We start from the raw sequence: 21,185 nt of genomic DNA, 5'->3' as shown, positions 1-21,185 counted from the left end.
GAGGAAAATGATGACCGAACAACGGCCCGGCGAGCACATGGCCGCGGAGATCGCCCAGCAGCCGGAGGTACTGGCGGGACTGGTGGAGCGTCAGGCGGAAATCGCGGAGGTGGCGGAAAAGATCTCACAGAGGCCGCCGCGCTTCGCTTTGCTCGCCGCGCGTGGATCGAGCGACCACGCAGCGTTGTACGCGAAGTACCTGATCGAGGTACTCCTCGGCCTTCCGGCTGGTCTTGTCTCCCCGTCCACGGCGACGCTCTACGGCGCGCGGCCCGATCTGCGGGACGTGCTGTTCGTCACCGTCAGCCAGAGCGGCGGTTCGCCTGACCTGATCGAGGTCACCGAATCGGCGCGGCGCCAGGGCGCGCTGACCGTTTCCGTCACCAACACGCCGGAGTCGCCGCTGCGCGCGGCGTCCGAACTGGGCGTCGACATCGGCGCCGGCGTCGAGAAGGCCGTCGCCGCGACCAAGACGTACTCGGCGACGCTGATGGCGCTCTACCTGCTCATCGACGCCGTCCGCGGCGGCAAGGCGGCCGACGCCGAGAAGATCGGCGAGCTGGCGAGCCAGACCCTGGACGGCGCCGCCGAGGGCGTCCAGCGCGCGGTCGACCGGTACCGCTTCGTGGACCGCGTCCTCACCACCGGCCGCGGCTACTCCTACGCCACCGCGCTCGAAGGCTCGCTGAAGCTGGCCGAGACCAGCTACCTCGCCGCCCGCGCGTACAGCGGCGCGGACCTGCTGCACGGCCCGGTCGCGGCGGTCGACGGCGAAACCGCCGTCCTCGCGGTGACCAGCAGGGGCCAGGGCGGGCAGGCGATGCACGAGGTGCTCGACGCCGTCGGCAAGCGCGGCGCGGACGTCCTCGCGGTCGGCTCGGCCGCCTCCGAGGTGCCCGCGGCGCTGCGCATCGACGTCGCGCCGACGGTCGAAGAGCTCGCGCCGATCCTGGAGATCCTGCCGATCCAGCGGATCGCGCTCGGCCTGTCGCTCGCCCGCGGCGGCGACCCGGACAGCCCGCGCGGCCTGCTGAAGGTGACCAAGACGAGGTGAGCTTCGCGATCGGCGTCGACGCCGGCGGAACGTCGACCAGGGCCGCACTGGTCGACGCCGCCGGCGCGGTGCTGGGTACCGGGCGCGGCGACGGCGCCAACCCCAATTCGCACGCGCCCGAGGTCGCCGCGGGCCGGATCGCCGACGCGATCACCGCGGCGCTGGGTTCCCGCGACCCCGGCGACGTGCGCGCGTGCGTCGTCGGCATGGCGGGGGTCAGCAAGCTCAGCGACGTGCGCGTGGCGGCGGTGTTCGACGCGGCCTGGACGCGAATCGGGCTCACGAACGTGCGGGTGGTCGCCGACGCCGAAGTGGCCTACGCGTCCGCGACGTCGGCGCCGGACGGGACCGTGCTCGTCGCCGGCACCGGTTCCATCGCGGGCCGGATCCGCAAGCGGCGCCTCGCCGGCACCGCGGGCGGCTACGGCTGGCTGCTCGGCGACGAGGGGTCGGCGTTCTGGCTCGGCCGCGAAGCCGTCCGATCCACTTTGGAGGCTCTCGGGCGCGGGCTGCCCCTCGACGGGCTGCCTTCGGCGGTGCTCGCCGCCGCGCTCGGACCGTCCGGTTTGGACGTCCGGACCGACACCGACCGGCTCGCGGCGTCGCGCGCGTTGATCACCGCGGCCAACGCCGAGGCGCCCGTCCGGCTCGCCCGGTTCGCCCCATTGGTGAGTGCGGCGCACGACGCGGGCGAGCCCGCCGCGTCGGCGATCGTCACCCGTGCGGCCGAACTTCTGGTCGCCAACGCGCTCGCCGCGCGCGAGCCCGGCGAGTCGACCCCGGTCGTGCTCGTGGGTTCGGTGCTCACCGGACAAAGCCCGATCGGCGGGCTCGTGCGCCGCGGTCTGTCCGGGCTCGAGGTGCTGACCAGCTCTGACGGGGTGCTCGGGGCCGCTTGGCTCGCCGCCGTGGACGCGTTCGGCGAAGGGGTGGTTAGACCAGTATTTCCCTAGAACGAGCAAAACCCGTGCCGGGAACACGTCAAAACGTCGACTGAACCCGGGTTTTCCGGGTAACGTAGGCAGTGGCCCCCGGACCCTCCCCCCTCGCCGGGGGCCGCCTTATGTCCGGGGTACGTCTTCCCCGCCGGTTTCGGGGGCCAAGCGCAGCCCCGGGTGCTCCGGTGGCAGGGCCCGGTAGAGCACCCAGCCGCTCACCGCGACGGTCAGCGCGACCAGGGGCCACGACAGCACCGTGCGGGCCACGCCGAGCGCGATCACCTGGCCGGACCACCACAGCAGGCCGTAGACGACCACGCGCAGCGTGTACTGGCCGAACACCCACACCCAGCTGGCGCGCGAGTACGCCTTGAGCAGCACGGGGTCGCGGCGCCAGCGCGTCTTCTGGCCGAGCACCAGGCCGACGACGACGCCGAGCAGCGGCCAGCGGATCACGATGCTGGCCGCCCAGAGCAGCGCGCTGGCCACATTGGACATCAGCTGCAGCAGGAAGAAGTCCTGGGCGCGGCCGGTGTGCAGGGCGATCAGCGCGGCCGCGATGACGGCGGCGAGGCTGACGACCACCGCGCGGACCTTCCCGCCGCGCACGACCCGGTAGGCGCCGAGCGCGACGGCGACCACGACGGCGGCACCGGCGCCCCAGGCGATGGACTGCCCGGCCGCGAGCCAGCCGGCGACGAAGCCGACGGGCGGGATGCTGGCGTCGAGCGCACCGCGGCGGCCGCCGAGGATCTGCGCGAGCGACTCACGGGGTTCTGCGGACACCCCTCCAGCGTGCCGGATCGCGGCGCGGACGCTCCAAGCAGGGAGATTTTCGCCACATCGGATGTGGTAATGGCCTCCGAGTGTGCTGTCTCACGGCATGCGGAGGGTGAAGACTACGTAATAGAGAGGCGGAGAGGGCCGACAAGATAAGACACTGTTACCACTGGCTGAACGCGGGCAGGGGGTCCCGATGGTTAGTTGTGGTGTACAACTACATGTCGGGGAGTCGGCTGCAGGACGGGAAGGGGACCCAACGTGTACGGATTCGACAGCTATGTGGCGATCGGGGACAGCTTCACCGAAGGGCTCAACGACGGGCTCCCGGACGGCTCGTTCCGCGGCTGGGCCGACCGGCTCGCCGAGATCCTGGCGGCCGGGCGGCCCGACTTCCGGTACGCGAACCTCGCCCTGCGCGGCAAGATGCTCGACGAGATCATGGACGAGCAGCTCCCGATCGCGTTGGAACTGAAGCCCGACCTGGTCACGCTGTGCGCGGGCGGCAACGACATCATCGTCCCGGGAGCGGACGTGGACGCGGTGACGGCGCGCTTCGAGGAAGGCGTCGCGAAGCTGCGCGAGGCGGGCATCCCGGTGCTGATCTTCAACGGCCCGGACACGAAGGTCCTGTCCGTGATGTCGGTGCTGCGCGGCAAGGTGGCGATCTACAACACCCACCTGTGGGCGATCGCGGACCGCTACGGAGCGCGCATGGTGGACCTGTGGACGATGGGGCCGCTGCACGACCGCCGAGCCTGGAGCGACGACCGGCTGCACTTCTCCCCGGAGGCCCACCGCCGGATCGCGTTGAAGTCGGCGGAGGTGCTGGGGATCCCGCTCGAGGGTGATTGGCGCGAGCCGTGGCCATCGGAGGCGGCGCCGTACCGGTGGATCGACTCGCGGCGGTCGGATTTGACGTGGACGAAGGTGCACCTGCTGCCGTGGATCCGGCGGCAGTTGCGGGGGCAGTCCATGGGGGATGGGTTGTCGCCCAAGCGGCCTCAGCTGGCGCCTCTGTTGCCTTTGGACGTGCTTGAGGTGCCGGACAACGCCCAGGCTCGGCAGCAGGCCAGCTGAGGGGTTCTTTTCCCGGTCTGGGGGTCGGGCAGGTGTCGCGGATGAGGGGTTCGCGACGCACGGCCGTGGGCGCCGGCGGACGGGGCGCAGCGTGCAAACGTCCTGAATGAGTCATTCAGGACCTCCCACGCCCTGAATGACTCATTCAAGACATCGCCCGCGAGGCCACCGAGGCATGCGCCTTACCGGCGCGCTGCGCAGCAACCCGCCCCCGCCCCCGCCGCTGGCCCCGGAGTCCGGGCACGCGTCGCGAATGACGCATTGGGGACGTCGGAGGTCCCCAATGAGGCATTCGCGACCCTCGGCCGTGGGCGCCGGCGGACGGGGCGCAGCGTGCGAACGTCTTGAATGAGTCATTCAGGACCTCCCACGCCCTGAATGACTCATTCAAGACAGCCGCCCGCGAAGCCACCGAGGTATCCGCCCTACCGGCGCACTGCGCAGCAGCCCACCCCCGAGACCCACAGACATCCCCCGCCGCTCCCAGGGGGGGGCGTCCCCAAGTCCATCCTATCGGCCACCTCCGACACAACGTGCTCAACCGATCACCGCGCCCCGAGTTGTCCACATGTCGACTCGCCTGGGGACAACTTGTGGAAGACCACCCTTCCCCGGCTCGCCAACCCGCCCCACCCGGCTTACAGTCCCCTTATGTCCGGTGGTCGTCGCTGGATCCTTGTGGTCCCGATCGCGGTGCTGGTCACCGCCTTGCTCGCGGGGGTCGTCACCTGGGCACAGGCCGGGAACATCCAGCGTGACCTCGCCGCCGACACCCAGGCCGCCCTCACCCAAGCCGGCCTGCAAAAAGGCACCGTCACCTTCGACGGCCGCGACGCCACCCTCAGCGGCTTCCCGCCCGACCAGGCCCTGAAGGCCCTCGAAGTCGTCCAGAACGTCGACGGCGTGCGGGCCGCCCAACTCCAAGGCGACGTCGTCCCCGTGGCACCGAGCGCGAGCGCGCCGAGCACGACCGCGCCGCCCACCAGCGCGCCGGCTCCGCCCACCACCGAACCACCCACCACCAGCGCCACCGCTCCGCCGCCGCCCACCGACAAGGCCGGCGTGCAGGCCGAGATCGACCGGATGCTCGCCGAAACCCCGATCACCTTCGAACCGGACAGCGCCCGGCTCACGCCCGAAGGCGAGCAGGCCGCCCGCGCCGTCGCCGTCGCGCTCGCCAAGTCCCCGGACACCTTCCGGTACCGCGTCACCGGCCACGCCGCCCGCGGGACCGGCAGCGCGAGCGGCGCCCTCAAGCTCTCCCGGGACCGCGCCAGGGCCGTCACGCGGATCCTCACCACCAACGGGCTGACGACCAAGCGCGTCACCTACCGCGGGCTGGGCGACACGCGCCCGGCAGGCGGCGAAGAAGACCGGCGCGTCGAAATCACCGTCGTTTGAAGGGGTGAGTGAGCAGATGGTGTGGCTGTTCGGGCAGATCTGGCTGTGGCTGGTCATCGCCTTCGCCCTCGGCGCGCTCACCTCGTGGCTTGTCCTGCGCGCCGCCCAGCGCCCGAAGCCGCAACCGGAGCCCGAACCCGACCCCGAGCCCGAAGTTCACTACGAAGAGCCCGCCGAGCAGACCCAGTTCATCCCCGCCGCGTGGATGCAGCCCGGCACCGAACGGACCCCGGTCGTCCACGACGACGACGAACCCGAGCCCGTCGGCCACCGCGAGGGGCACCTGCCGCTGCCGCCGCAGCGCGGCGCGCAGGCCGAAGACTGGCCCACCGAGGACGAACCCGCCTGGCCCGAGTCCGACGAACCCACGCCGCAGTGGCCGCAGCAGCCTGGGCGCGGTGGCTGACACCCATCCTGGTAAGTTCGGCTACGCACTGTGAGCGAGGCCTGAGGAGGGGGTGGCGTGGCGCTCCCCCATTGGACGTCGCAGCAGGTCCTGCCGCCGGGCCGCCACGCCTGCGACCTCGCCGACGTCTACGAACGCCTGGTCTTCGACGCCCCGCACCAGAACGAGCGCGAGATCCTCTTCAGCGCGCTCAACAGCTACCTCGGCGTCGCCCGGCGGATCATGCCGTCCGGGCGGGCCTGGATCGGCGGTGAGCTCGTCACGCGCACCGCGCACCCGCCGCAGAGCCTCGACGTCGTCCTCATCCCGGACGAGTGGGGCGCGCTCAAGCGGCTCGACGACGCCGGCCGGTCGGCGCTGTACGGCCTGCTCACGCTGCGCGGCGTGATCGTCGGGCAGCCCGCGATGTACCTCGACCAGGTGCAACCGGTCGGGGGCATGCTGGACGGCTTCCTCTGCCGTCCCGGTGACGAGGACGTCTGGGCCGAGGTCTGGGCCGAAGGCGGCAGGGGCTACCCGGAGATGATCTGGTGAGGAACGAGTTCCGGCGCATCGCCGACGAGATCCCGGGCGGCACGTGGCTCGACGACCTGGCGCGCGCGTCGGCGATGGCCGCGAACGCCAAGTTCGAGCGGACGTCCCGGTCGCCGCTGCTGCACGTCTCGGTGATCGGCGAGCAGACGATCGACGCCTACACGTTCTCCGACATCAGCCGCGCGCTGCAGGACGCGACGGCGAAGATCGGGCACATCATCCGCAACCCGTCCGGCGAGGTCACCCAGGTCCAGCAGGCCGACCGCGACAAGGCGCCGCTGATCCAGCGCGGCCAAGCCGGCAACGCGATCTTCTTCGGCTTCCCGGAGCTCGACGTCTCCGACGACGCGCTGATCGTCGACGGCATCGAGACACTGTCCGAGCGGGCCGTCAAGGAGCTGTGCGACTTCCTGCCGGCCAACGGCTCGGACGACGGCGCGCTCGACGCCGTGCTGCTGCAGCGCGACACCGTCCGCAACGCCGTGAGCGACATCGTGAACGCCGTCGCGAAGAACGCCGGCATCGGGATGGCGCTGACGCCGACCGCGGGCGAGCAGGTCACGCGCAGCATGACCACCGAGCAGGCGCGGATCCTGCAGGGCAGCCTCCGGGAGTCGCGCGAGGCGGTCGGCTACGAGACGGTGCGCGGGCGGCTCGACGGCGTCCGCACCCGGCGCCGGATCTTCTACCTCGACCGCGAGCCGGGCGGGACGATCCAGGGCGCGGTGGCGCCGGACCTGCTCGACCAGATCAAGGAGAACCTCGACCGGCCGGTGACCGCCCGGTTGCGCGTCGTGCGCACCACGACGATCGACGGCCGCCGCGGCCGTCCGGTGTTCGAACTCCTCGAAATCACCCCCGAAGTGAGCCTTTTCGACTGAAAAGTCCTGCTCGCGACTTTAGTCTTGAACACCGGTACCGACGGTCGTCGTAGGCCGTACGGCCACGAAAACAGTGGGAACCCCGATATTCTCCCCATTGATCACTCGGCCACACCCTGCGCGCGATGTCAGGAAATACCGGTACTTCGCGCGAAATGGTGGGACAATGACTTTTTCCAGAATGTAACAATTTCGTTCGCGGGCACTCTTATGGGTTAACGTCGTCGCACTCCCACCCGAAGGGGCCCGCATGATGACCGACCCGCAGTACCCGCCGCCGACCACCGCGCGCCACGGACGGCCCGCGCCACCGGTGACGGCCACGGAGCGTCGTCAGGCCAACGCCAAACCCGGGCGGAACATCTTCGCCGTCGTCGGCCTGCTGCTCGGCGTGGCCGCCCTGGTCGTCACGTTCGTCCCGGACGTCGAATTCGTCGCGTGGCCGCTGGGCGGGATCGGGCTCGTGCTGGCGATCACCGGACTGGTCCTGGTCAAGAAGGGCACGGTCGGCGACCGCGGGCTCGCGATCACCGCGCTGGTGGCCACGGTCGCCGCGCTGCTGACGACCGCCGGCATGCTGCTGTACTCGACCTTCCTCGGCGGCGGCGAATCCGGCCTGCACCTGCCCGCCGTGGGCGGGGACAAGCACACCGTGACGTTCCAGGTGACCTCCGCCGGCGGCGCGACCGTCCGCTACGGCAGCCTGTCGGACCAGCGCACGGAGAACGCGCCGGCGAGCACCGACGCGTGGGAGGGCGCGGCGTCGTACAACAATGGTTCGTACCTGTTGACGCTGACCGCCGACACCCGCAATTCGAACATGACCAACGAAATCAGCTGCGCCATTCTCGTCGACGGCAAGAAGGTCGCGGAAAACAGCGGGACGACGATCGCGCTCTGCACGGCGAACGTGGGCTGAGGCGAGCCTGGCGACCGGCCGGCCTACCCCCACGTCGGCCGGCCGGGCCGCCACGAGCCGCTCCTGGCGGCTCCCGGCCCCGGCGGGGTTTTCCCGCACGGGGCCCGGCGCCGGCGTCTCAGCCTGCCCCTCCCCTAGGGCTCAGCCGGCACTGCCGAACCTACGCGGACGCCGCCCGCGGGCACTAAGAATCCACTAAGGATTCACGGCCGGGCGGGGTGCCGTGATCCATTCGCAACTCTCTTCACGAATGTCGAGCACCGGCGTGGAGTTGTCGCGCGAAAGCCTCACTGGAGTTCGGCGAGTTCGCTCCGCACCTCACCGACGAGCTTCGGGTGCACGCGCTCGTAAATGCGCACGGACAACGCCAGCTGCTCCCGTGCGCCGTCGAGATCGCCCCTCGTTCGCAGCACCCGCCCGAGCGTCAGCCGCAACGCGCCCTCGCGCGCGACGAACTCGCGGCTGATCGCCAGGTCGATCGCCTCCCAGACGTGCCGCTCCGCCGCCTCCAGGTCGCCCGCGCGCAGGTTCAGGTCGGCCAGCTTGTCCAGCGCCACCACGACGCGGTCGTCGTCGCCGAGTGAGCGGTCGATCTCCAGCCCGGCGAGCTGGTGGGCGACCGCCTCGGCCAGCCGGCCCGCCCGCTTCTCCGCCTGCGCGCAGCTGCCGAGCGCCTGGCCGCGCAGCGTGACGTCCGGGGCCTCCGCGATCGCCTTCGCCAGGCGGTCGATCGCCTTCTGGTGCTCGCCGCGCCGGCTCAGCGCGCGGCCCAGGTGCACGTCGGCCGACGTGGTCAGCCGCGTGTCGGCGGAGCCCGCTGCCAGCGCCGCGGCCCGTTCGGCGTCCGCGAACCCGTAGCCCGGCAGGTCGAACGCCAGCGCGATCTCGCACCGCGCGAGCCGCAGCCAGCACTGGCCTTCGACGTCGCCCGCCGCCTCCGCCGCTTCGACGCCGAGGTCCGCCATCCGCGTCCACTCGTCCAGCAGCGGGCACACCACGCGGTAGGTGTGGCCCAGGAGCGCGAGCCGCCAGACGTCGTCGTGGCGGCCGGCCGCGTACGCCGCGTCCAGGGCCGCGAGGAGGTTCGGCCACTCGGCCGCGAACCAGTCCTGCGCCTCGGCGAAGCCCGTCAGCGGCGGCATCGCCTCGTCGGCGAGCACGCCGGTGAAGTCCAGCGGGTCGGCGACGTGGCCCAGCCGGCGCCGCGCCCGGTCGGCCACCGCCTGGTAGTAGCGGACCGTCCAGCCGAGCGCCTCGTCGCGTTCCTTCTCGCCCAGCTCGTGTTCGGCGAGTTCGCGCAGGTAGAGCCAGACGAGGTCGTGCGGCGCGAAGACGTCCCGGGCGGTCTCCTCAATCAGGTTGTGCGCGGCCAGCGCGCGCAGCCGGCGCCGGGCCTCGGCGACCGGGATCTGCGCGACCGCGGCCATCAGGTGCGGCCCGACCAGCACCCCGGGCACCGCGCCGAGCTGCAGGAACGTCTCGGCGATCTCGCCGGGCAGGCCGCGGAAGGAGACGTCGAACGCGGCGCGCACGCCGTCGTCGGCGCCGTCGACCTGCAGGCCCGCCAGCCGGGTGCGTTCGTTGCCCAGCTCGTCGACCAGCTCCTCCGCGGTCCGCTGCGCGCTCGCCGAGAGCCGCGCGCCGGCGATCCGCAGGGCGAGCGGGAGGTAGCCGCAGAGCCGCGCCAGCGCGTGGTTGAGCGCGGCCGGGCCGGCGAGCTCCTCGATGAGCCGCACGGCGTCGTCGGGCGCGAGCGTGCCGAGGACGCGCTGCTTGGCCGCGTTCGACACCGCGAGCCCGTCCAGGCGCGACCGGCTGGTCACGACGGTCATCGTCCGCGCGCTCGGCGGCAGCAGCGGGCGCACCTGCTCGGCGGTGCGGGCGTCGTCGAGCAGCACGAGCATCCGGCGCCCGGCGATCAGCGACCGGTAGAGCGCGACGCGTTCGTGCAGCAGTTCGGGGATCTTCGCGGTTTCGACGCCGAGGCCGAGCAGGAACTGCGTGAGCAGGTCGGCCGGCTCCAGCGGCGGGTGGTGCGGGTCGAAGCCGCGCAGCGACGCGAACAGCACGCCGTCCGGGAACCGCGGCGCGACGCGGTGCGCCCACCAGACCACCAGCGTGCTCTTGCCGACCCCGGCGGTCCCGGTGACGACGGCGATCGTCGTCTCGCCGGCTTCCGCGCGGGTGACCAGGCCGTCGAGCCAGGCGAGCTCGTCGGCGCGCCCGGCCAGGCTCGGCACGGCGGCGGGCAGCTGCGACACCGGCTGCCCCCGCTCGTCGACGGCGGCACTTTCACGTGAAAGTGCCGCTTCGGGACGCTCGGGGAGGTCGTCGTTGAGGACGCGCTCGTGCAGCCACCGCAGTTCGGCGCCGGGCTCGACGCCCAGGGTGCGCAAGGTGGCGCGCGAGACGGTCCGGTACAGCTCGAGCGCGTCCCCGCGCCGCCCGGCGTGGTAGAGCGCGCGCATGAGCTGGCCGGCGGTCCGCTCGGCGAGCGGGTCGGCACGGACGATCGGGCTCAGCTCGACGATCAGCTCGGCGTGCCGGCCGAGGTCGAGGTCGGCGTCGACGCGGGCGCCGTGCACGGCCAGGCGCAGGTCCTCGAGTTCGGGGGCCCGCAGTGAGTCCGGGACGCCGCCCAGCGCCGGGCCCTGCCAGAGCGCAAGCGCCTCGGCCAGCAGCGCGGCGGCGGTCTCCGGGGCGGCGAGCGAGGCCTGGTCCAGCAGGCCGCGCGCCCGGTGGACGTCGACGCGCTCGGGCTCGACCGCCAGCAGGTAGCCCGGCGGGGTGGTCAGGATGCTCGGGCCGTCGACGTCGCGCAGGATCCGCCGCAGGTGGGAGACGTTGCCGTGGACGATGGTGCGCGCGGTGGCCGGCGGGTCGTGACCCCAGAGTGCGTCGATGATCTCGTCGAGCCCGACGACCTTGCCGGGCTTGAGCGCCAGCAGGGCGAGCAGGCCGCGTACGCCCGGACCGCCGATCGGGACGGCGACGTCACCGGCGAAGAGCTGGACGGGCCCGAGCAGCTGCAACCGGCATTCGGCCATGCTCGCGCCCACCTCCCCGGGGGTTCACGGTCGGTTCGGCGTCTCCCTCGCCGGGAAGTCAACCTACCGTGGTCACCGGCTGTCGAGCAGCGCCGGTACCAGGAGTTTTAGGGCTTCTGCGAATTCCGTAGCGGTCAGCGGGAAGCGGTGCGACATCCACCGGCGGACATGACACGACCCCTTACCAGCGGTCCCGATCCGCTGGTAAGGGGTCGTGGTGAATCCTCCGGCCGGGCCGTCAGGGGGCACGGTCCGCCCGTCGTCTTCCCAGGCGACCGGGCGGGTGAGCTCACCCCGAGCGAAGCACCCGCCGATCGTCCGCGAAGACGTCTGTTGCGCGGACCACACGCCCACGCGGTGGCGACACGGTAACAAAGCGCACCGGGCCGGTCACCGCCGGGTTCACCGTGTGATCGGCGTCGAGTCGCGGCCGGCGATGAACGCGGGCCGCGGCGTGCTCGCCGCGAACGGCTCCTGCAGCGCGTTCTCCACGCTGTTGAACACCAGGAAGATGTTCGAGCGCGGGTACGGCGTGATGTTGTTGCCGGAGCCGTGCATGATGTTCGAGTCGAACCACAGGGCCGAGCCCGCCTGGCCGGTGAACTGGTCGATGCCGTGCTCGGCCGCCATCTTCGTGATGTCGTCCTCGCTCGGCACGCCCACCCGCTGGTCCTTGAGCGAGGCCTTGTAGTTCTCGTCCGGCGTCTCGCCGGCGCACTGGACGAACGTCCGGTGCGAGCCCGGCATGATCATCAGCCCGCCGTTGAACGGGTAGTTGTCGGTCAGCGCGATGGAGCAGCTGACCGCGCGCGGCGACGGCATGCCGTCCTCCGCGTGCCAGGTTTCGAAGTCCGAGTGCCAGTAGAAGCCGGTGCCCTTGAACCCGGGCATGTAGTTGACGCGGCTCTGGTGGACGTACACCTCGGAGCCGAGCAGCTGCCGGGCCCGGTCCAGCACGCGCGGGTCGCGCACCAGTTCGGCGATCAGGGCCGAGATCTCGTGGACGTCGAAGATCGACCGGACCTCACCGGTCTTCGCCTCGGTGATCACGCGCTCGTCCCCGGCGAGCTCCGCGTCGGAGGACAGCCGCACCAGCTCCTGCCAGTACGTCTGCACCTCCCCGACGGAGAGCAGGTCCTCGACCACGGTGTAACCGCGTGCCTCGTGGTTCGCCAGGGTCGCGGCGTCGATCGGGCCGTCGGCTTCGCTACCCCACACCGTGGGGTGCACGCGCGGCAGGTGCTCCGGCTTACCGGTGATTCGGGTCGGGTAACCGTCGTCGACCCGGGTGTCCGTCAGCGTCACGGGCTTCGCCTCCTGTTTCCTCTCCGGTGTTTACGAGTCCTCGGTGATCAGCGGGTACACGCCGTTCTCGTCGTGCACCTCGCGGCCGGTCACCGGCGGGTTGAACACGCACACGCACTTGATCTCGGTCTTCGGCCGGACCTGGTGCTTGTCGTGGTCGTTGAGCAGGTACAGCGTCCCCGGCTTGAGCTCGTACACCTTGCCGGTGGCGAGGTCCTCGACCTCGCCCTCGCCGGAGGTGATGAACACCGCCTCGATGTGGTTGGCGTACCAGAAGTCGTTGACCGTTCCCGCGTACAGCGTGGTCTCGTGCACCGAGAAGCCGACGCCCTCCTTGGCGAGGATGATCCTCTTGCTGCGCCAGTTGGGGGTCTTGATGTCGGCGTCGGTGTCGGTGACCTCGTCGAGGGTGCGGACGAGCACGGGCGATCTCCTTTACTTCTTGAGGACGGCCTTGATCGATTCGTCGATGATCGACAGGCCCTGGGTCAGTTCGTCGTCGGTGAGGGTCAGCGGCGGCAGCAGCTTCATGACTTCGCCGTCGGGACCGGAGGTTTCCATCAGCAGGCCGCGCGCGAACGCTTCCGCGCAGACGCGGCCGGCCAGGTCGCCGCTCTGGAACTCGATGCCGCGCGCGAGACCGCGGCCCTTGGCGAACAGCTTCGCGTCGGGGTATGCCTCGACGATGCCGGAGAACGCCGCGGCGATGCGCTCGCCCTTGGCCTTGGTCGACTTCTCGAGCTCGTCGTCGCTCCAGTAGACGTCGATGGCTTCCTTGGCGGTGACGAACGCCGGGCTGATGCCGCGGAAGGTGCCGTTGTGCTCGCCGGGTTCCCAGACGTCGAGCTCCGGCTTGATCAGCGTCAGCGCCATCGGGATGCCGTAGCCGCCGATGGACTTCGAGAGGCAGACGATGTCCGGCTTGATCCCGGCGTCCTCGAAGCTGAAGAACGGGCCGGTGCGGCCGCAGCCCATCTGGACGTCGTCGAGGATCAGCAGGATGTTGTGGCGCTTGCAGAGGTCGTCGAGACCCTTCAGCCACTCCAGGCGCGCGGCGTTGATGCCGCCCTCGCCCTGCACGCCCTCGACGATCACCGCGGCGGGCTCGTTGAGCCCGCTGCCGGAGTCTTCGAGGAGCTTCTCGAAGTACAGGAAGTCCGGCATCGCGCCGTCGAAGTACTTGTCGTACGGCATCGGGGTGGCGTGCACCAGCGGGACGCCGGCGCCGCCGCGCTTCATCGAGTTGCCGGTGACCGACAGCGCGCCGAGCGTCATGCCGTGGAACGCGTTGGTGAAGTTGATGACCGACTCCTTGCCGGTCACCTTGCGCGCCAGCTTCAGCGCGGCTTCGACGGCGTTCGCGCCACCCGGGCCCGGGAAGACGACCTTGTAGTTCAGGCCGCGCGGGTCGAGGATCTTGTCGCGGAAGGACTGCAGGAAGTCGCGCTTGGCCACGGTGAACATGTCCAGGGCGTGGGTGACGCCGTCGCGCTGGATGTAGTCGATCAGCGCCTGCTTCAGCTTCGGGTTGTTGTGCCCGTAGTTCAGCGCGCCGGCGCCGGCGAAGAAGTCCAGATAGGGCTTTCCGCTCTCGTCGTAGAGGTGGCTGCCCTGGGCGCGGTCGAACACGACCGGCCAGCCGCGGCTGTAGCTGCGTACTTCGGATTCGAGCTCTTCGAAGATGCTCATGACGGTTTTTTTCTCCTACTCGCCCGGATCTTTGCGCGGTGTCAGTGGACCGATGCGGTAAAGCTCTTCGGGGAGGTGCCCGGCTTCGGGGAATTCCTCGCCCGGGAACAGCACACTCGTTTCCACCGCGGCGTTCCAGCGCTTCGCAAACGACGTGAACAGCCGGATGGACGCTTCGTTGTCCGGGGTGATGGTGGTCTCGAGGTAACGCACCCCGCCGTCGACCAGGCGCGTGTAGAGCTCGTCGAGCAGCGCTCCGGCCAGGCCCTTCCCGCGTTGCGACGCGTCGACCGCGACCTGCCAGACGAGCGCCGCCTCCGGCTCGTCCGGCCTGCGGTAGGCGATGACGAATCCGACCGCCTTGCCGTCTTCACGCGCGACCACCGAGGACTCGGCGAAATCGCGGCACCACAGCATGTATGCGTACGGCGAGTTGAGATCGAGCTTGGCGGAATCGCGCGCGATTCTCCACAGCTCCGCGCCGTCCGCCTTGGTCGGGGATTCGATCAAGTGCGTTACGGACATACTCAGGAAACGTAACAGAGAATTTTCGCCGTGCCAGCGACGCAGCTCACGACCCCCGTGATGACCTGCGGCGACGCGGAGTACCCGGTGAGCAGTCCCACAAACATGTTTGAAGTGGACGGTGCTTGGGCACACGCGCGCCTGGGTCGCTCGCGCGTGGCTCGCGACCTATCCGCACGATGAACCCTCGGCGCCGTGATCGCAAGGCGACGGGCCGATTCAGGCGCGCTTGCGGCTCCGGATGCGACGCCGGATCCCGCTCAGCGGCATCACGATCGCGGGCAGGATCAGCAGCCCGGAGACGACGAGCCACCACACCGCGCCTTCGCCGCGTCGCCAGCCCGCGACCACCCCGCCGAGCCAGCCGAAGAACGGCCCGGCGACCGGGGGCAGGAACGCGGCCAGCAGCAGGGTCGCGACCACCAGCACGCCGAGCGCGGCGATCAGCCTCCGCGCGAACCGGCCCATCGTGAGCAGCGCCGTCGCCAGGTAGACGACCGCGCCCGCGAGGACGGGGAGGCCGATCCACTGCAGCACCGCGCCGCCGTTGTTGCCGAGCACCAGGCCGGCGAGGAGGGCGAGCACACCGGCGCCGAGGGAGCCCGCCGTGCCGAGGCGGGACGCGCCCTGGGCGACCTTCGCCGTGCTCCGGGCCACCGTCCGCAGCATGCCCGCAACCGTTTGCGGCCAGCCGCCGGGCAGCCGGAACGCGACCGTGCCGGCGTTCACGACAGCCGCGCCGAGCGCGACGAGCGTGCGGGTCAGCCGCGCGGTGCCCTGCTCTCCGGCGAGCCGTTCGGCCGAGACGCGGCACGCCTGGAACTGCGCCTGCGCGGCGCGGGCCTCGACACGGGGGCGCTCCTGCGCGAGTGCGTCTTCGATGTTCTTGGCGTCACGAGCATCGTGGCGGACCGCGAGGTCGACGACCGGCAGCTCTTCCGCGGCGATCTCGGCCTGCCGCGGCCGGGCCAGCACCATCGCCGTCACCGGCAGGCTGACCGGCCGGTCGGTCGTGAACTCGACGGGCTTGAGATCGGCGTCGAGGCCGAGGAAAGCCAGTTCGGCCGCGAGCTGGTCGCGCAGCTGCGCCGCCTCCTGCGGGGTGCAGCGGTCCCGTTCGTCGGGCTTGCGCCAGGCCGGGCCGAACGCGGCGACGAGCTCGTCGCGGAACCGCTCCCGGCCGACGACGTCCCGCAGCGTCTCGAGGCGGACGGGGTCGAGCAGGCACTGGACGAGCCAGCCGGCGCCGTCGACGCGGCCCCACATCCAGTCGCTGGCCCGCCAGGACGCCTTGTAGAACGCGCCGAAGTAGTTCGCCTGCAGCCCGGTCAGCTTGTCGCCCGACCGCTGCCGCGTCATGTCCAGCAGCGTCCGTGAATCGGCGCTGACCTGCACGAGGTCGACGCGCTGGTCGACCGACGGCGCCTGGGCGAGCAGCCCGCGCGTCGCCACGTGCAGGGCGAGCAGCCGGGCCTGGACGACTTCGTCGGCCTCGTCGAGCGCGAGCCAGTCCAGCAGCGTGGTCACCGTGCCGGTGTCGTCGGTCAGCGTCCGCAACGTCGGCGCCGCGGCCCGCAGGCCGGCGACCACCTTCGGCCACGCCTCGGCGACGGCGGCCGAGCGGCCCAGCCCGGCCCACTCCTCGGCCAGCTCGCGGATCCACTCTTCGAGGGTGCTGCTCGCGCCGGGCCCGGCGTGCGCGGCCACCCACTGCCCGAGCCGCACCCCGCGCGCGGCCGTCGACCGCGCCGCGTGCAGCTCGGCGCGGGCGTCGTTGAGCTCCTTCGCACGGGTGGCGTCCGGCTGCAGCCGGAACCCGGCGTTGACCAGCTGCAGGCCGGTGGCGACGGCGTCGTCGAGCGCGGTCGTCCGGTAGCCGACGAGATCGGCGACGGCGAGGCTCGCGGCCGGCGGCCCGGCCGGGACCCCGCTGCTCAGCCCGGCGACGGCGATCGCGCGCAGCTGCCGCGACATCCCGGACGCCCAGTCGCGGTCCGGGGTGTCCGCTTCGGACAGCGCGTACCGCCGCGCGGCGACCCGGACGAGCTCGGCGGCGTCCTCGGCGGTCCGCCGCTCGAGGTAGGCGGCGGCGATCCGCTCGTCGACGAGGTGCTCGGGCCCGCCGCGAAGTCCCAGCGCGGCAAGGGAAACCCGGGTGTCCCGCGCGCGGAGCACGGCGTCGTTGTGCCGGGTCAGCTCGTCCAGCTCGGCGCTGATCGACTGGCTCATCACGGTGTTGACGACCTTGGCCATGGCGTGCGACAGCAGCGGCGGGTTCGCGGCGTCGCATTCGACGGCGTCGACGTCCTTTTCGCCGGTGGGCACGACGTAGAGCAGCAGCCGCCGGACGTCGGCGTGCGACGGGCGTTCGAAGATCTCGCGCAGGGCGGGCTGCAGCGGTTTCTTCAGCAGCACGCCGCCGTCGGTGAGCCAGTGCGAGCGGGTCAGCTCGGTGTACGGCGTCATGTCGGGGTGCAGCCGGTCGGTGCCTTCCGGGCCGATGGGCATCCGCGACAGTTCGAACGCACCGGGGAACGACGCGGTGGAGCGGGCCGCGAGCGCGAGCGGCCCCTCGACGCCAGGTGTCCACAGTGGACCGCAGAACCGGAAGAGCATCCGGTGTTCGGTGTCCCGCACGAGGTTCCCGAGCGCGTCGTCGAACCGGGTCGTCTCGCCGTCGATCATGGTGCCGGTGAGCAGCACGGTGACGTCGGGTTCGGCGGCGGGCGGCTTTCCTTGGCCGGCGATCTGCCGCAGCGCTTCTTCGAGGTCGTGGAGCAGCACGCGATCACCGTCGAGGACCGACCGCGGCTCCTTTTCGCGCGGGTCCCGGATCAGGTTTTCCAGCGAGCCGGTGGTGATCCAGGTGTCGCGCAGGACTTCGGGCGTCGAGCCGAAGGCTTCGGCGAGGCCCAGGCAGGCGGCGTTGATGCCCCCGGCGCTGGTCCCGGTGAGGACGTCGACGGAGACGGTGGCGCGGAGGAGGTCGAGGAGTTGCCGGTAGAGCCCCGGTTCGACGTCACCCCTCGACTCGCGAAGCAGCCGCGAGGTCTCGGTGGCGACCCCGCCCATCCAGATGGCGAGGCTGGAGCCGCCCACCATGGTGACCGCCAGGCGGATCTCCTGCGGCCAAGGTTCAGCAGTCATGGGCTCCCCCGCCCGCTCGTCGTCGTGACGCAGACTAGTGGCGCAAGGTAAGCACCGGGATACGTCCGGGTGTACGGCCGTTCGGGTGGAGTTGCTCGGCCGAGCGGGCCTAGGCCGCCAGGTGCTCCAGCAGCAGCACCTGACCCTCACCGACCGCGAAGCCCAGTACCGCCCCGGTGGCGATCAGGATCCACTCGTCCTGCTCGAAAGCCGGCCGCAGCAACCGCTCGAACTCGCGCGGCGACAGTTCCTTCATCTTCGACACCAGCACGTTCCGGATGTCCATCGCATCGGTCGCGTAGTCCTCGATGTACCGCATCGTCTCCGGCAGCCGGGACATGATCTGCGACGCGATCGCCAGCTTCACGTCCTGGTACTTGCGGCTTCCCACCGCGAACACCAGCAACGGCTTCGCGACGCTCCCCAGCTCCCGGTCCAGCTGACGCTGGATCAACGCCAGCACCCGGTCCGACAGCGGCCCGTGCAGGATGGCCTCGATGACGTTGTGCGGGGTGATGATCTCCTTCGCGATCAGCGACCCGTACGCCTCCGCGACCTCCGCGCGCCGCTTCAGGAACAGGCCCTGCCACTCCACGCCGAAGTACCGCCGCGGCTCGATCGGGTAGAAGATCATCCGCAGCGCCAGCCAGTCGGTGAACCAGCCGGTGAACAAGCCGAAGATCGGCATGATCGGCGGGAACTTGAACAGCACCCACGCCACCATCTGGATCACGCCGATCGCGCCGCCGAACACCAGGCCCGACCGCGCGATGAACTTGAACTCGTCGGCGCCCGCCTCCTGGAAGATGCGGTTGAGCAGCCGCTTGTCCTTGACCAGGCTGGTGACCACCATGCCCTTGAGGTCGAAGACACTGTCCACATCGGACTTGATCAGGTCGAGCACCGCCGCGACCATGCGCGGCGACTCGTGCTGGACGCGCTCGATCACCAGGCGCTGGACCCGGACCGGCAGGGACTCCCACAGCCCCGGCTGGTAGTGCCCGGCCACCTCGCGGACGATGTCCTCGACGCCCGCCAGCAGCGGTTTCTCGATCTCCTGGGCTATTCGGGACGCGTCCAGCCGCGCGACGACCTCGGCCGGCTCGATCAGCTGCTCGGTCATCGTGTCGCACGCGATGCTCGCCATCCGCGCCGCGCGCTTGGGCACGATGCCCTGCCAGCCCAGGAACGGCTTGACGCCGATGAACTCCACCGGCTGGAACATCATCCGGATCGCGACGAGCTTGGTGCCGTAGCCGATCAGCGCGGCCACGACCGGGATCGAGACGTAGAGGGGCCAGTGCTGCCCGAAGTCGGCGAGGACGCCGCTGAGGAAGGCCCCCATCCGGCTACGCGAAGCTCGGGTCGCAGGCCTGCCAGAACTGCGCTCCCAGGCGCGAGATGTGGATCGTCCGCCGGACGTACTTCGCGCGTTTGACGTGCTTCTCCGCGTCGCGCACGGTCTCGTCGGTCAGCAGGATCTCGTACTGCGTCTCCAGCGACGGCACCTCTTCGTCGAGGTCGACCAGGCCCAGCCCGATCAGCCGCGTCACGTACCCGGGCACCTGGTCGGGCAGGGACACCCCGGCCGCCTTGCCGACCGTGGAGGCGTTGCGCAGTGCGACGCGCCCGGCGCCACCCAGGCCGGTCCGCTCGACGACGTCGACCGCGGGGAACGGCGAGCCGTCCGACAGCGCGGACAGGATCCGTGCCTCGTCAGGTGTCAGCTGGCGCAGGATGATCGCGTAGAAGTATTCGCGGGCGCGTTCGCGGCCGAAGCCGATGGAGTGGTTGAGCAGCTCGGCCATCGCGGCGCGCAGCGGCTCGGCGTGGTTGTCGCGCGCGGGGACGAGCGTGACGGTCGCTTCGACCTTCCCGGGCACCGCCGGGCGGTTCATCGCCGACGCCGCCGTCAGCGCCGCGTGGTACGGGTCGTCGACCTCGTCGAGCCGGCGCCGCAGCTCGGCCAGCAGCTGGTGCTCGACCTGCCGCACCGTGCGTTCGGCGGTCTCGACGCCGGGGAGCTTGCGCCCGAGCGCGAAGCCGGTGCGCGCGGCCCAGCCGGCCAGCTGCCCGGCGCGGCGGGCGAGGTCGGCCACCTCGTCGCCGGTGCCCCGGCCGTTCGGTCGCTCTGCGTTCACCAGGCCACTCCCCTCTGCGTACGGGCTGATGCTACCTGCGGGTAGGCCGAACGGAGGTGTGATGTCCGTGTTGGATGCACACATGAGTCCGACGCGCTGGGGCCCGCCGATCGACGTCCTCCCGTACTTCTCCAAGGAAGAGCAGGCGCTGATGACACTGCTCGGCGCGCTGACCGAGGAGGACTGGGAGCGTCCGACGATGTGCGCGGGCTGGACGGTCAAGGACGTCGCCGCCCACCTGCTGGGGGACAAGGTCGGCCGGCTGTCCCGCGGCCGCGACGGGCACACCGCCGAAGCCCCCCGTCCGGGTGAGTCGTTCCCGCGGTTCATCGACCGGCTCAACGAGGAGTGGGTCGTCGCGTGCCGCCGGCTCTCGACGGACGTGCTGCTCACGATGATGTACGAGTTCATGGGCCAGACGACCGAGTACTGGGCGAAGCTCGACCTCGACGTTCTCGGTGAACCCGTGAGCTGGGCCGGCGACGAGCCGGCGCCGCGCTGGCTCGACGCGGCCCGCGACTATTCGGAGTTCTGGGTCCACCACGTCCAGATCCGCGAAGCCCTCGAGCACACGCCGCTGGACGCCGAGTACGCCGAGCCGATCGCCGACACGTTCGTCCGCGCGCTGCCGCACACCCTGCGCGACGTCGACGCCCGCGTCGGCAAGCAGGTCGGCTACACGGTCACCGGCGCCGGCAAGTGGCACGCCCGCCGCGAGCGCGACGGCTGGACGCTCGACCGCGGCGCCCCGCCGTCGCGCACCCCGCTGGCCACGGTGACGACGGACCTGGACACGTTCTGGCGGCTCTGCACCCGGAATGCGGGCGACGTCGAGCGCGTCCGGACGACCGGGGACGAAAACGTTTGCTCGACGGTTCTGGGCATGACGTCGATCATCGTTTCGTAAAAGGGGCGTTGCCCGAATTCCGGGAAACGCCCCTTTTACGATCAATAGACGCGCACGTTGTACCACGCTCTGTTCATCGGCAAGGCGCACCGCGCACTGACGGTGCCCTTGCCGCCGGCGGCGAGCACGTACCACTGGGTGAGGCGGTTGACGGTGGCCGGCGGGATGCCGCAGTTGTAGCCCAGCCGGACCCAGCTCGCCTGCGTGCCGCCCTTGCAGTCCATCCAGGCCACGGTGTTCCCGTAGTGCGTGACGCAGGTCCCGAGGCTCTGCACGCTCGCCGAAGCCTGCCCGCCCGCGAGTCCGGTCACGGCCGTGGCCATGGCCGCGGCCGTCGCGATCACCGAAATACGACGCATTCCGATCTTCTCCCCTTAGTCGACTTTCGTTCGGCAACGACCATTCTGACTCTTTTGACCGGTTGCCGTCGC

19 protein-coding genes are annotated in these 21,185 nt (G+C 71.0%); 9 read left to right on the top strand and 10 right to left on the bottom strand.

Translation table 11 applies throughout. The annotated features are described in order from the left end of the window. Positions 1–7: 7 nt before the first annotated feature. The gene (locus tag ACIQWX_RS09780; RefSeq protein ID WP_400867737.1) at positions 8–1,054 is read left to right on the top strand and encodes an SIS domain-containing protein; all 1,047 of its coding nucleotides are present in this window, start codon (positions 8–10) and stop codon (positions 1,052–1,054) included. Continuing rightward, positions 1,051–2,007 (top strand): N-acetylglucosamine kinase, encoded by a 957-nt coding sequence (locus ACIQWX_RS09775; RefSeq protein ID WP_400867735.1) that lies wholly within the window; start codon positions 1,051–1,053, stop codon positions 2,005–2,007. The genes ACIQWX_RS09780 and ACIQWX_RS09775 overlap by 4 nt, the downstream gene beginning before the upstream one ends. 108 nt (positions 2,008–2,115) lie before the next feature. On the opposite strand, the gene ACIQWX_RS09770 is transcribed toward ACIQWX_RS09775, so the two are convergent. Then, positions 2,116–2,778, bottom strand: a complete 663-nt coding sequence (locus tag ACIQWX_RS09770; protein ID WP_400867733.1) for a DUF3159 domain-containing protein — start codon at positions 2,776–2,778, stop codon at positions 2,116–2,118. Between the two features lie 255 nt (positions 2,779–3,033). Between ACIQWX_RS09770 and ACIQWX_RS09765 the strand changes: the two genes are divergently transcribed. The 6 genes from ACIQWX_RS09765 (at position 3,034) to ACIQWX_RS09740 (ending at position 7,993) form a co-directional block, all read left to right on the top strand. Further along, a complete protein-coding gene (locus ACIQWX_RS09765; RefSeq protein WP_400867731.1) occupies positions 3,034–3,852 on the top strand; it encodes an SGNH/GDSL hydrolase family protein in 819 nt (272 codons plus the stop codon). 651 nt (positions 3,853–4,503) lie between these two features. After that, on the top strand, positions 4,504–5,253 hold the full coding sequence (locus ACIQWX_RS09760; RefSeq protein WP_400867729.1) for an OmpA family protein: 750 nt from the start codon (positions 4,504–4,506) through the stop codon (positions 5,251–5,253). A 16-nt stretch (positions 5,254–5,269) separates the two neighbouring features. Then, positions 5,270–5,659 (top strand): hypothetical protein, encoded by a 390-nt coding sequence (locus ACIQWX_RS09755; protein WP_400869495.1) that lies wholly within the window; start codon positions 5,270–5,272, stop codon positions 5,657–5,659. 57 nt (positions 5,660–5,716) lie between these two features. Next, a complete protein-coding gene (locus ACIQWX_RS09750; RefSeq protein WP_400867727.1) occupies positions 5,717–6,193 on the top strand; it encodes a DUF6932 family protein in 477 nt (158 codons plus the stop codon). Then, a complete protein-coding gene (locus tag ACIQWX_RS09745; RefSeq protein WP_400867725.1) occupies positions 6,190–7,074 on the top strand; it encodes a hypothetical protein in 885 nt (294 codons plus the stop codon). Before ACIQWX_RS09750 ends, ACIQWX_RS09745 begins: the two co-directional genes overlap by 4 nt. Positions 7,075–7,324: 250 nt before the next feature. Beyond that, positions 7,325–7,993 carry a DUF4190 domain-containing protein gene (locus tag ACIQWX_RS09740; protein ID WP_400867724.1) on the top strand — a complete coding sequence of 223 codons (669 nt, stop codon included), beginning with the start codon at positions 7,325–7,327 and terminating at the stop codon, positions 7,991–7,993. A 287-nt stretch (positions 7,994–8,280) separates the two neighbouring features. Here the strand turns inward: ACIQWX_RS09740 and ACIQWX_RS09735 are convergent, their stop codons facing one another. The 8 genes from ACIQWX_RS09735 to ACIQWX_RS09700 all read right to left on the bottom strand — a co-directional run bounded on the left by ACIQWX_RS09735 (position 8,281) and on the right by ACIQWX_RS09700 (position 19,847). Continuing rightward, entirely contained in the window at positions 8,281–11,040 is a 2,760-nt protein-coding gene (locus ACIQWX_RS09735) for a BTAD domain-containing putative transcriptional regulator (RefSeq protein WP_400867722.1), read from the bottom strand. Between the two features lie 402 nt (positions 11,041–11,442). Further along, positions 11,443–12,345 carry an ectoine hydroxylase gene (gene thpD, locus ACIQWX_RS09730; protein WP_400867720.1) on the bottom strand — a complete coding sequence of 301 codons (903 nt, stop codon included), beginning with the start codon at positions 12,343–12,345 and terminating at the stop codon, positions 11,443–11,445. A 30-nt stretch (positions 12,346–12,375) separates the two neighbouring features. Further along, positions 12,376–12,768, bottom strand: coding sequence for an ectoine synthase (locus tag ACIQWX_RS09725; protein ID WP_400867718.1), 393 nt, complete (start codon positions 12,766–12,768; stop codon positions 12,376–12,378). Positions 12,769–12,780: 12 nt separating this feature from the next. Continuing rightward, positions 12,781–14,034: a diaminobutyrate--2-oxoglutarate transaminase gene (gene ectB, locus ACIQWX_RS09720; protein ID WP_400867716.1), complete on the bottom strand. Its 1,254-nt coding sequence runs from the start codon at positions 14,032–14,034 to the stop codon at positions 12,781–12,783. Positions 14,035–14,049: 15 nt separating this feature from the next. Beyond that, positions 14,050–14,559: a diaminobutyrate acetyltransferase gene (gene ectA / locus ACIQWX_RS09715; RefSeq protein ID WP_400867714.1), complete on the bottom strand. Its 510-nt coding sequence runs from the start codon at positions 14,557–14,559 to the stop codon at positions 14,050–14,052. Between the two features lie 219 nt (positions 14,560–14,778). Then, the gene (locus ACIQWX_RS09710; RefSeq protein WP_400867712.1) at positions 14,779–17,706 is read right to left on the bottom strand and encodes a patatin-like protein; all 2,928 of its coding nucleotides are present in this window, start codon (positions 17,704–17,706) and stop codon (positions 14,779–14,781) included. Positions 17,707–17,815: 109 nt separating this feature from the next. Then, positions 17,816–19,051: a DUF445 domain-containing protein gene (locus ACIQWX_RS09705; protein ID WP_400867710.1), complete on the bottom strand. Its 1,236-nt coding sequence runs from the start codon at positions 19,049–19,051 to the stop codon at positions 17,816–17,818. A gap of 4 nt (positions 19,052–19,055) precedes the next feature. After that, positions 19,056–19,847, bottom strand: coding sequence for an Abi-alpha family protein (locus ACIQWX_RS09700; protein ID WP_400867708.1), 792 nt, complete (start codon positions 19,845–19,847; stop codon positions 19,056–19,058). An 82-nt stretch (positions 19,848–19,929) separates the two neighbouring features. Between ACIQWX_RS09700 and ACIQWX_RS09695 the strand changes: the two genes are divergently transcribed. Beyond that, positions 19,930–20,754, top strand: a complete 825-nt coding sequence (locus ACIQWX_RS09695) for a maleylpyruvate isomerase family mycothiol-dependent enzyme (protein ID WP_400867706.1) — start codon at positions 19,930–19,932, stop codon at positions 20,752–20,754. A gap of 41 nt (positions 20,755–20,795) precedes the next feature. On the opposite strand, the gene ACIQWX_RS09690 is transcribed toward ACIQWX_RS09695, so the two are convergent. Next, positions 20,796–21,113 (bottom strand): hypothetical protein, encoded by a 318-nt coding sequence (locus ACIQWX_RS09690; RefSeq protein WP_400867704.1) that lies wholly within the window; start codon positions 21,111–21,113, stop codon positions 20,796–20,798. Positions 21,114–21,185: the final 72 nt, after the last annotated feature.

The sequence above is a fragment of the Amycolatopsis sp. NPDC098790 genome, assembly GCF_044759945.1.
Taxonomy (GTDB): Bacteria; Actinomycetota; Actinomycetes; order Mycobacteriales; family Pseudonocardiaceae; genus Amycolatopsis.
The sequence above is the reverse complement of the archived record's forward strand: the minus strand, read 5'-3'. Positions and strand labels throughout refer to the sequence as shown.

Bases quoted from the DNA above. Each gene is read 5' to 3' on its own strand.
- ACIQWX_RS09780 (WP_400867737.1), top strand. From the start codon at position 8: ATGATGACCGAACAACGGCCCGGCGAGCACATGGCCGCGGAGATCGCC.
- ACIQWX_RS09760 (WP_400867729.1), top strand. From the start codon at position 4,504: ATGTCCGGTGGTCGTCGCTGGATCCTTGTGGTCCCGATCGCGGTGCTG.
- ACIQWX_RS09755 (WP_400869495.1), top strand. From the start codon at position 5,270: ATGGTGTGGCTGTTCGGGCAGATCTGGCTGTGGCTGGTCATCGCCTTC.
- ACIQWX_RS09740 (WP_400867724.1), top strand. From the start codon at position 7,325: ATGATGACCGACCCGCAGTACCCGCCGCCGACCACCGCGCGCCACGGA.
- ACIQWX_RS09735 (WP_400867722.1), bottom strand. From the start codon at position 11,040: ATGGCCGAATGCCGGTTGCAGCTGCTCGGGCCCGTCCAGCTCTTCGCC.
- ectB (WP_400867716.1), bottom strand. From the start codon at position 14,034: ATGAGCATCTTCGAAGAGCTCGAATCCGAAGTACGCAGCTACAGCCGC.
- ectA (WP_400867714.1), bottom strand. From the start codon at position 14,559: ATGTCCGTAACGCACTTGATCGAATCCCCGACCAAGGCGGACGGCGCG.
- ACIQWX_RS09710 (WP_400867712.1), bottom strand. From the start codon at position 17,706: ATGACTGCTGAACCTTGGCCGCAGGAGATCCGCCTGGCGGTCACCATG.
- ACIQWX_RS09705 (WP_400867710.1), bottom strand. From the start codon at position 19,051: ATGGGGGCCTTCCTCAGCGGCGTCCTCGCCGACTTCGGGCAGCACTGG.
- ACIQWX_RS09695 (WP_400867706.1), top strand. From the start codon at position 19,930: ATGAGTCCGACGCGCTGGGGCCCGCCGATCGACGTCCTCCCGTACTTC.
- ACIQWX_RS09690 (WP_400867704.1), bottom strand. From the start codon at position 21,113: ATGCGTCGTATTTCGGTGATCGCGACGGCCGCGGCCATGGCCACGGCC.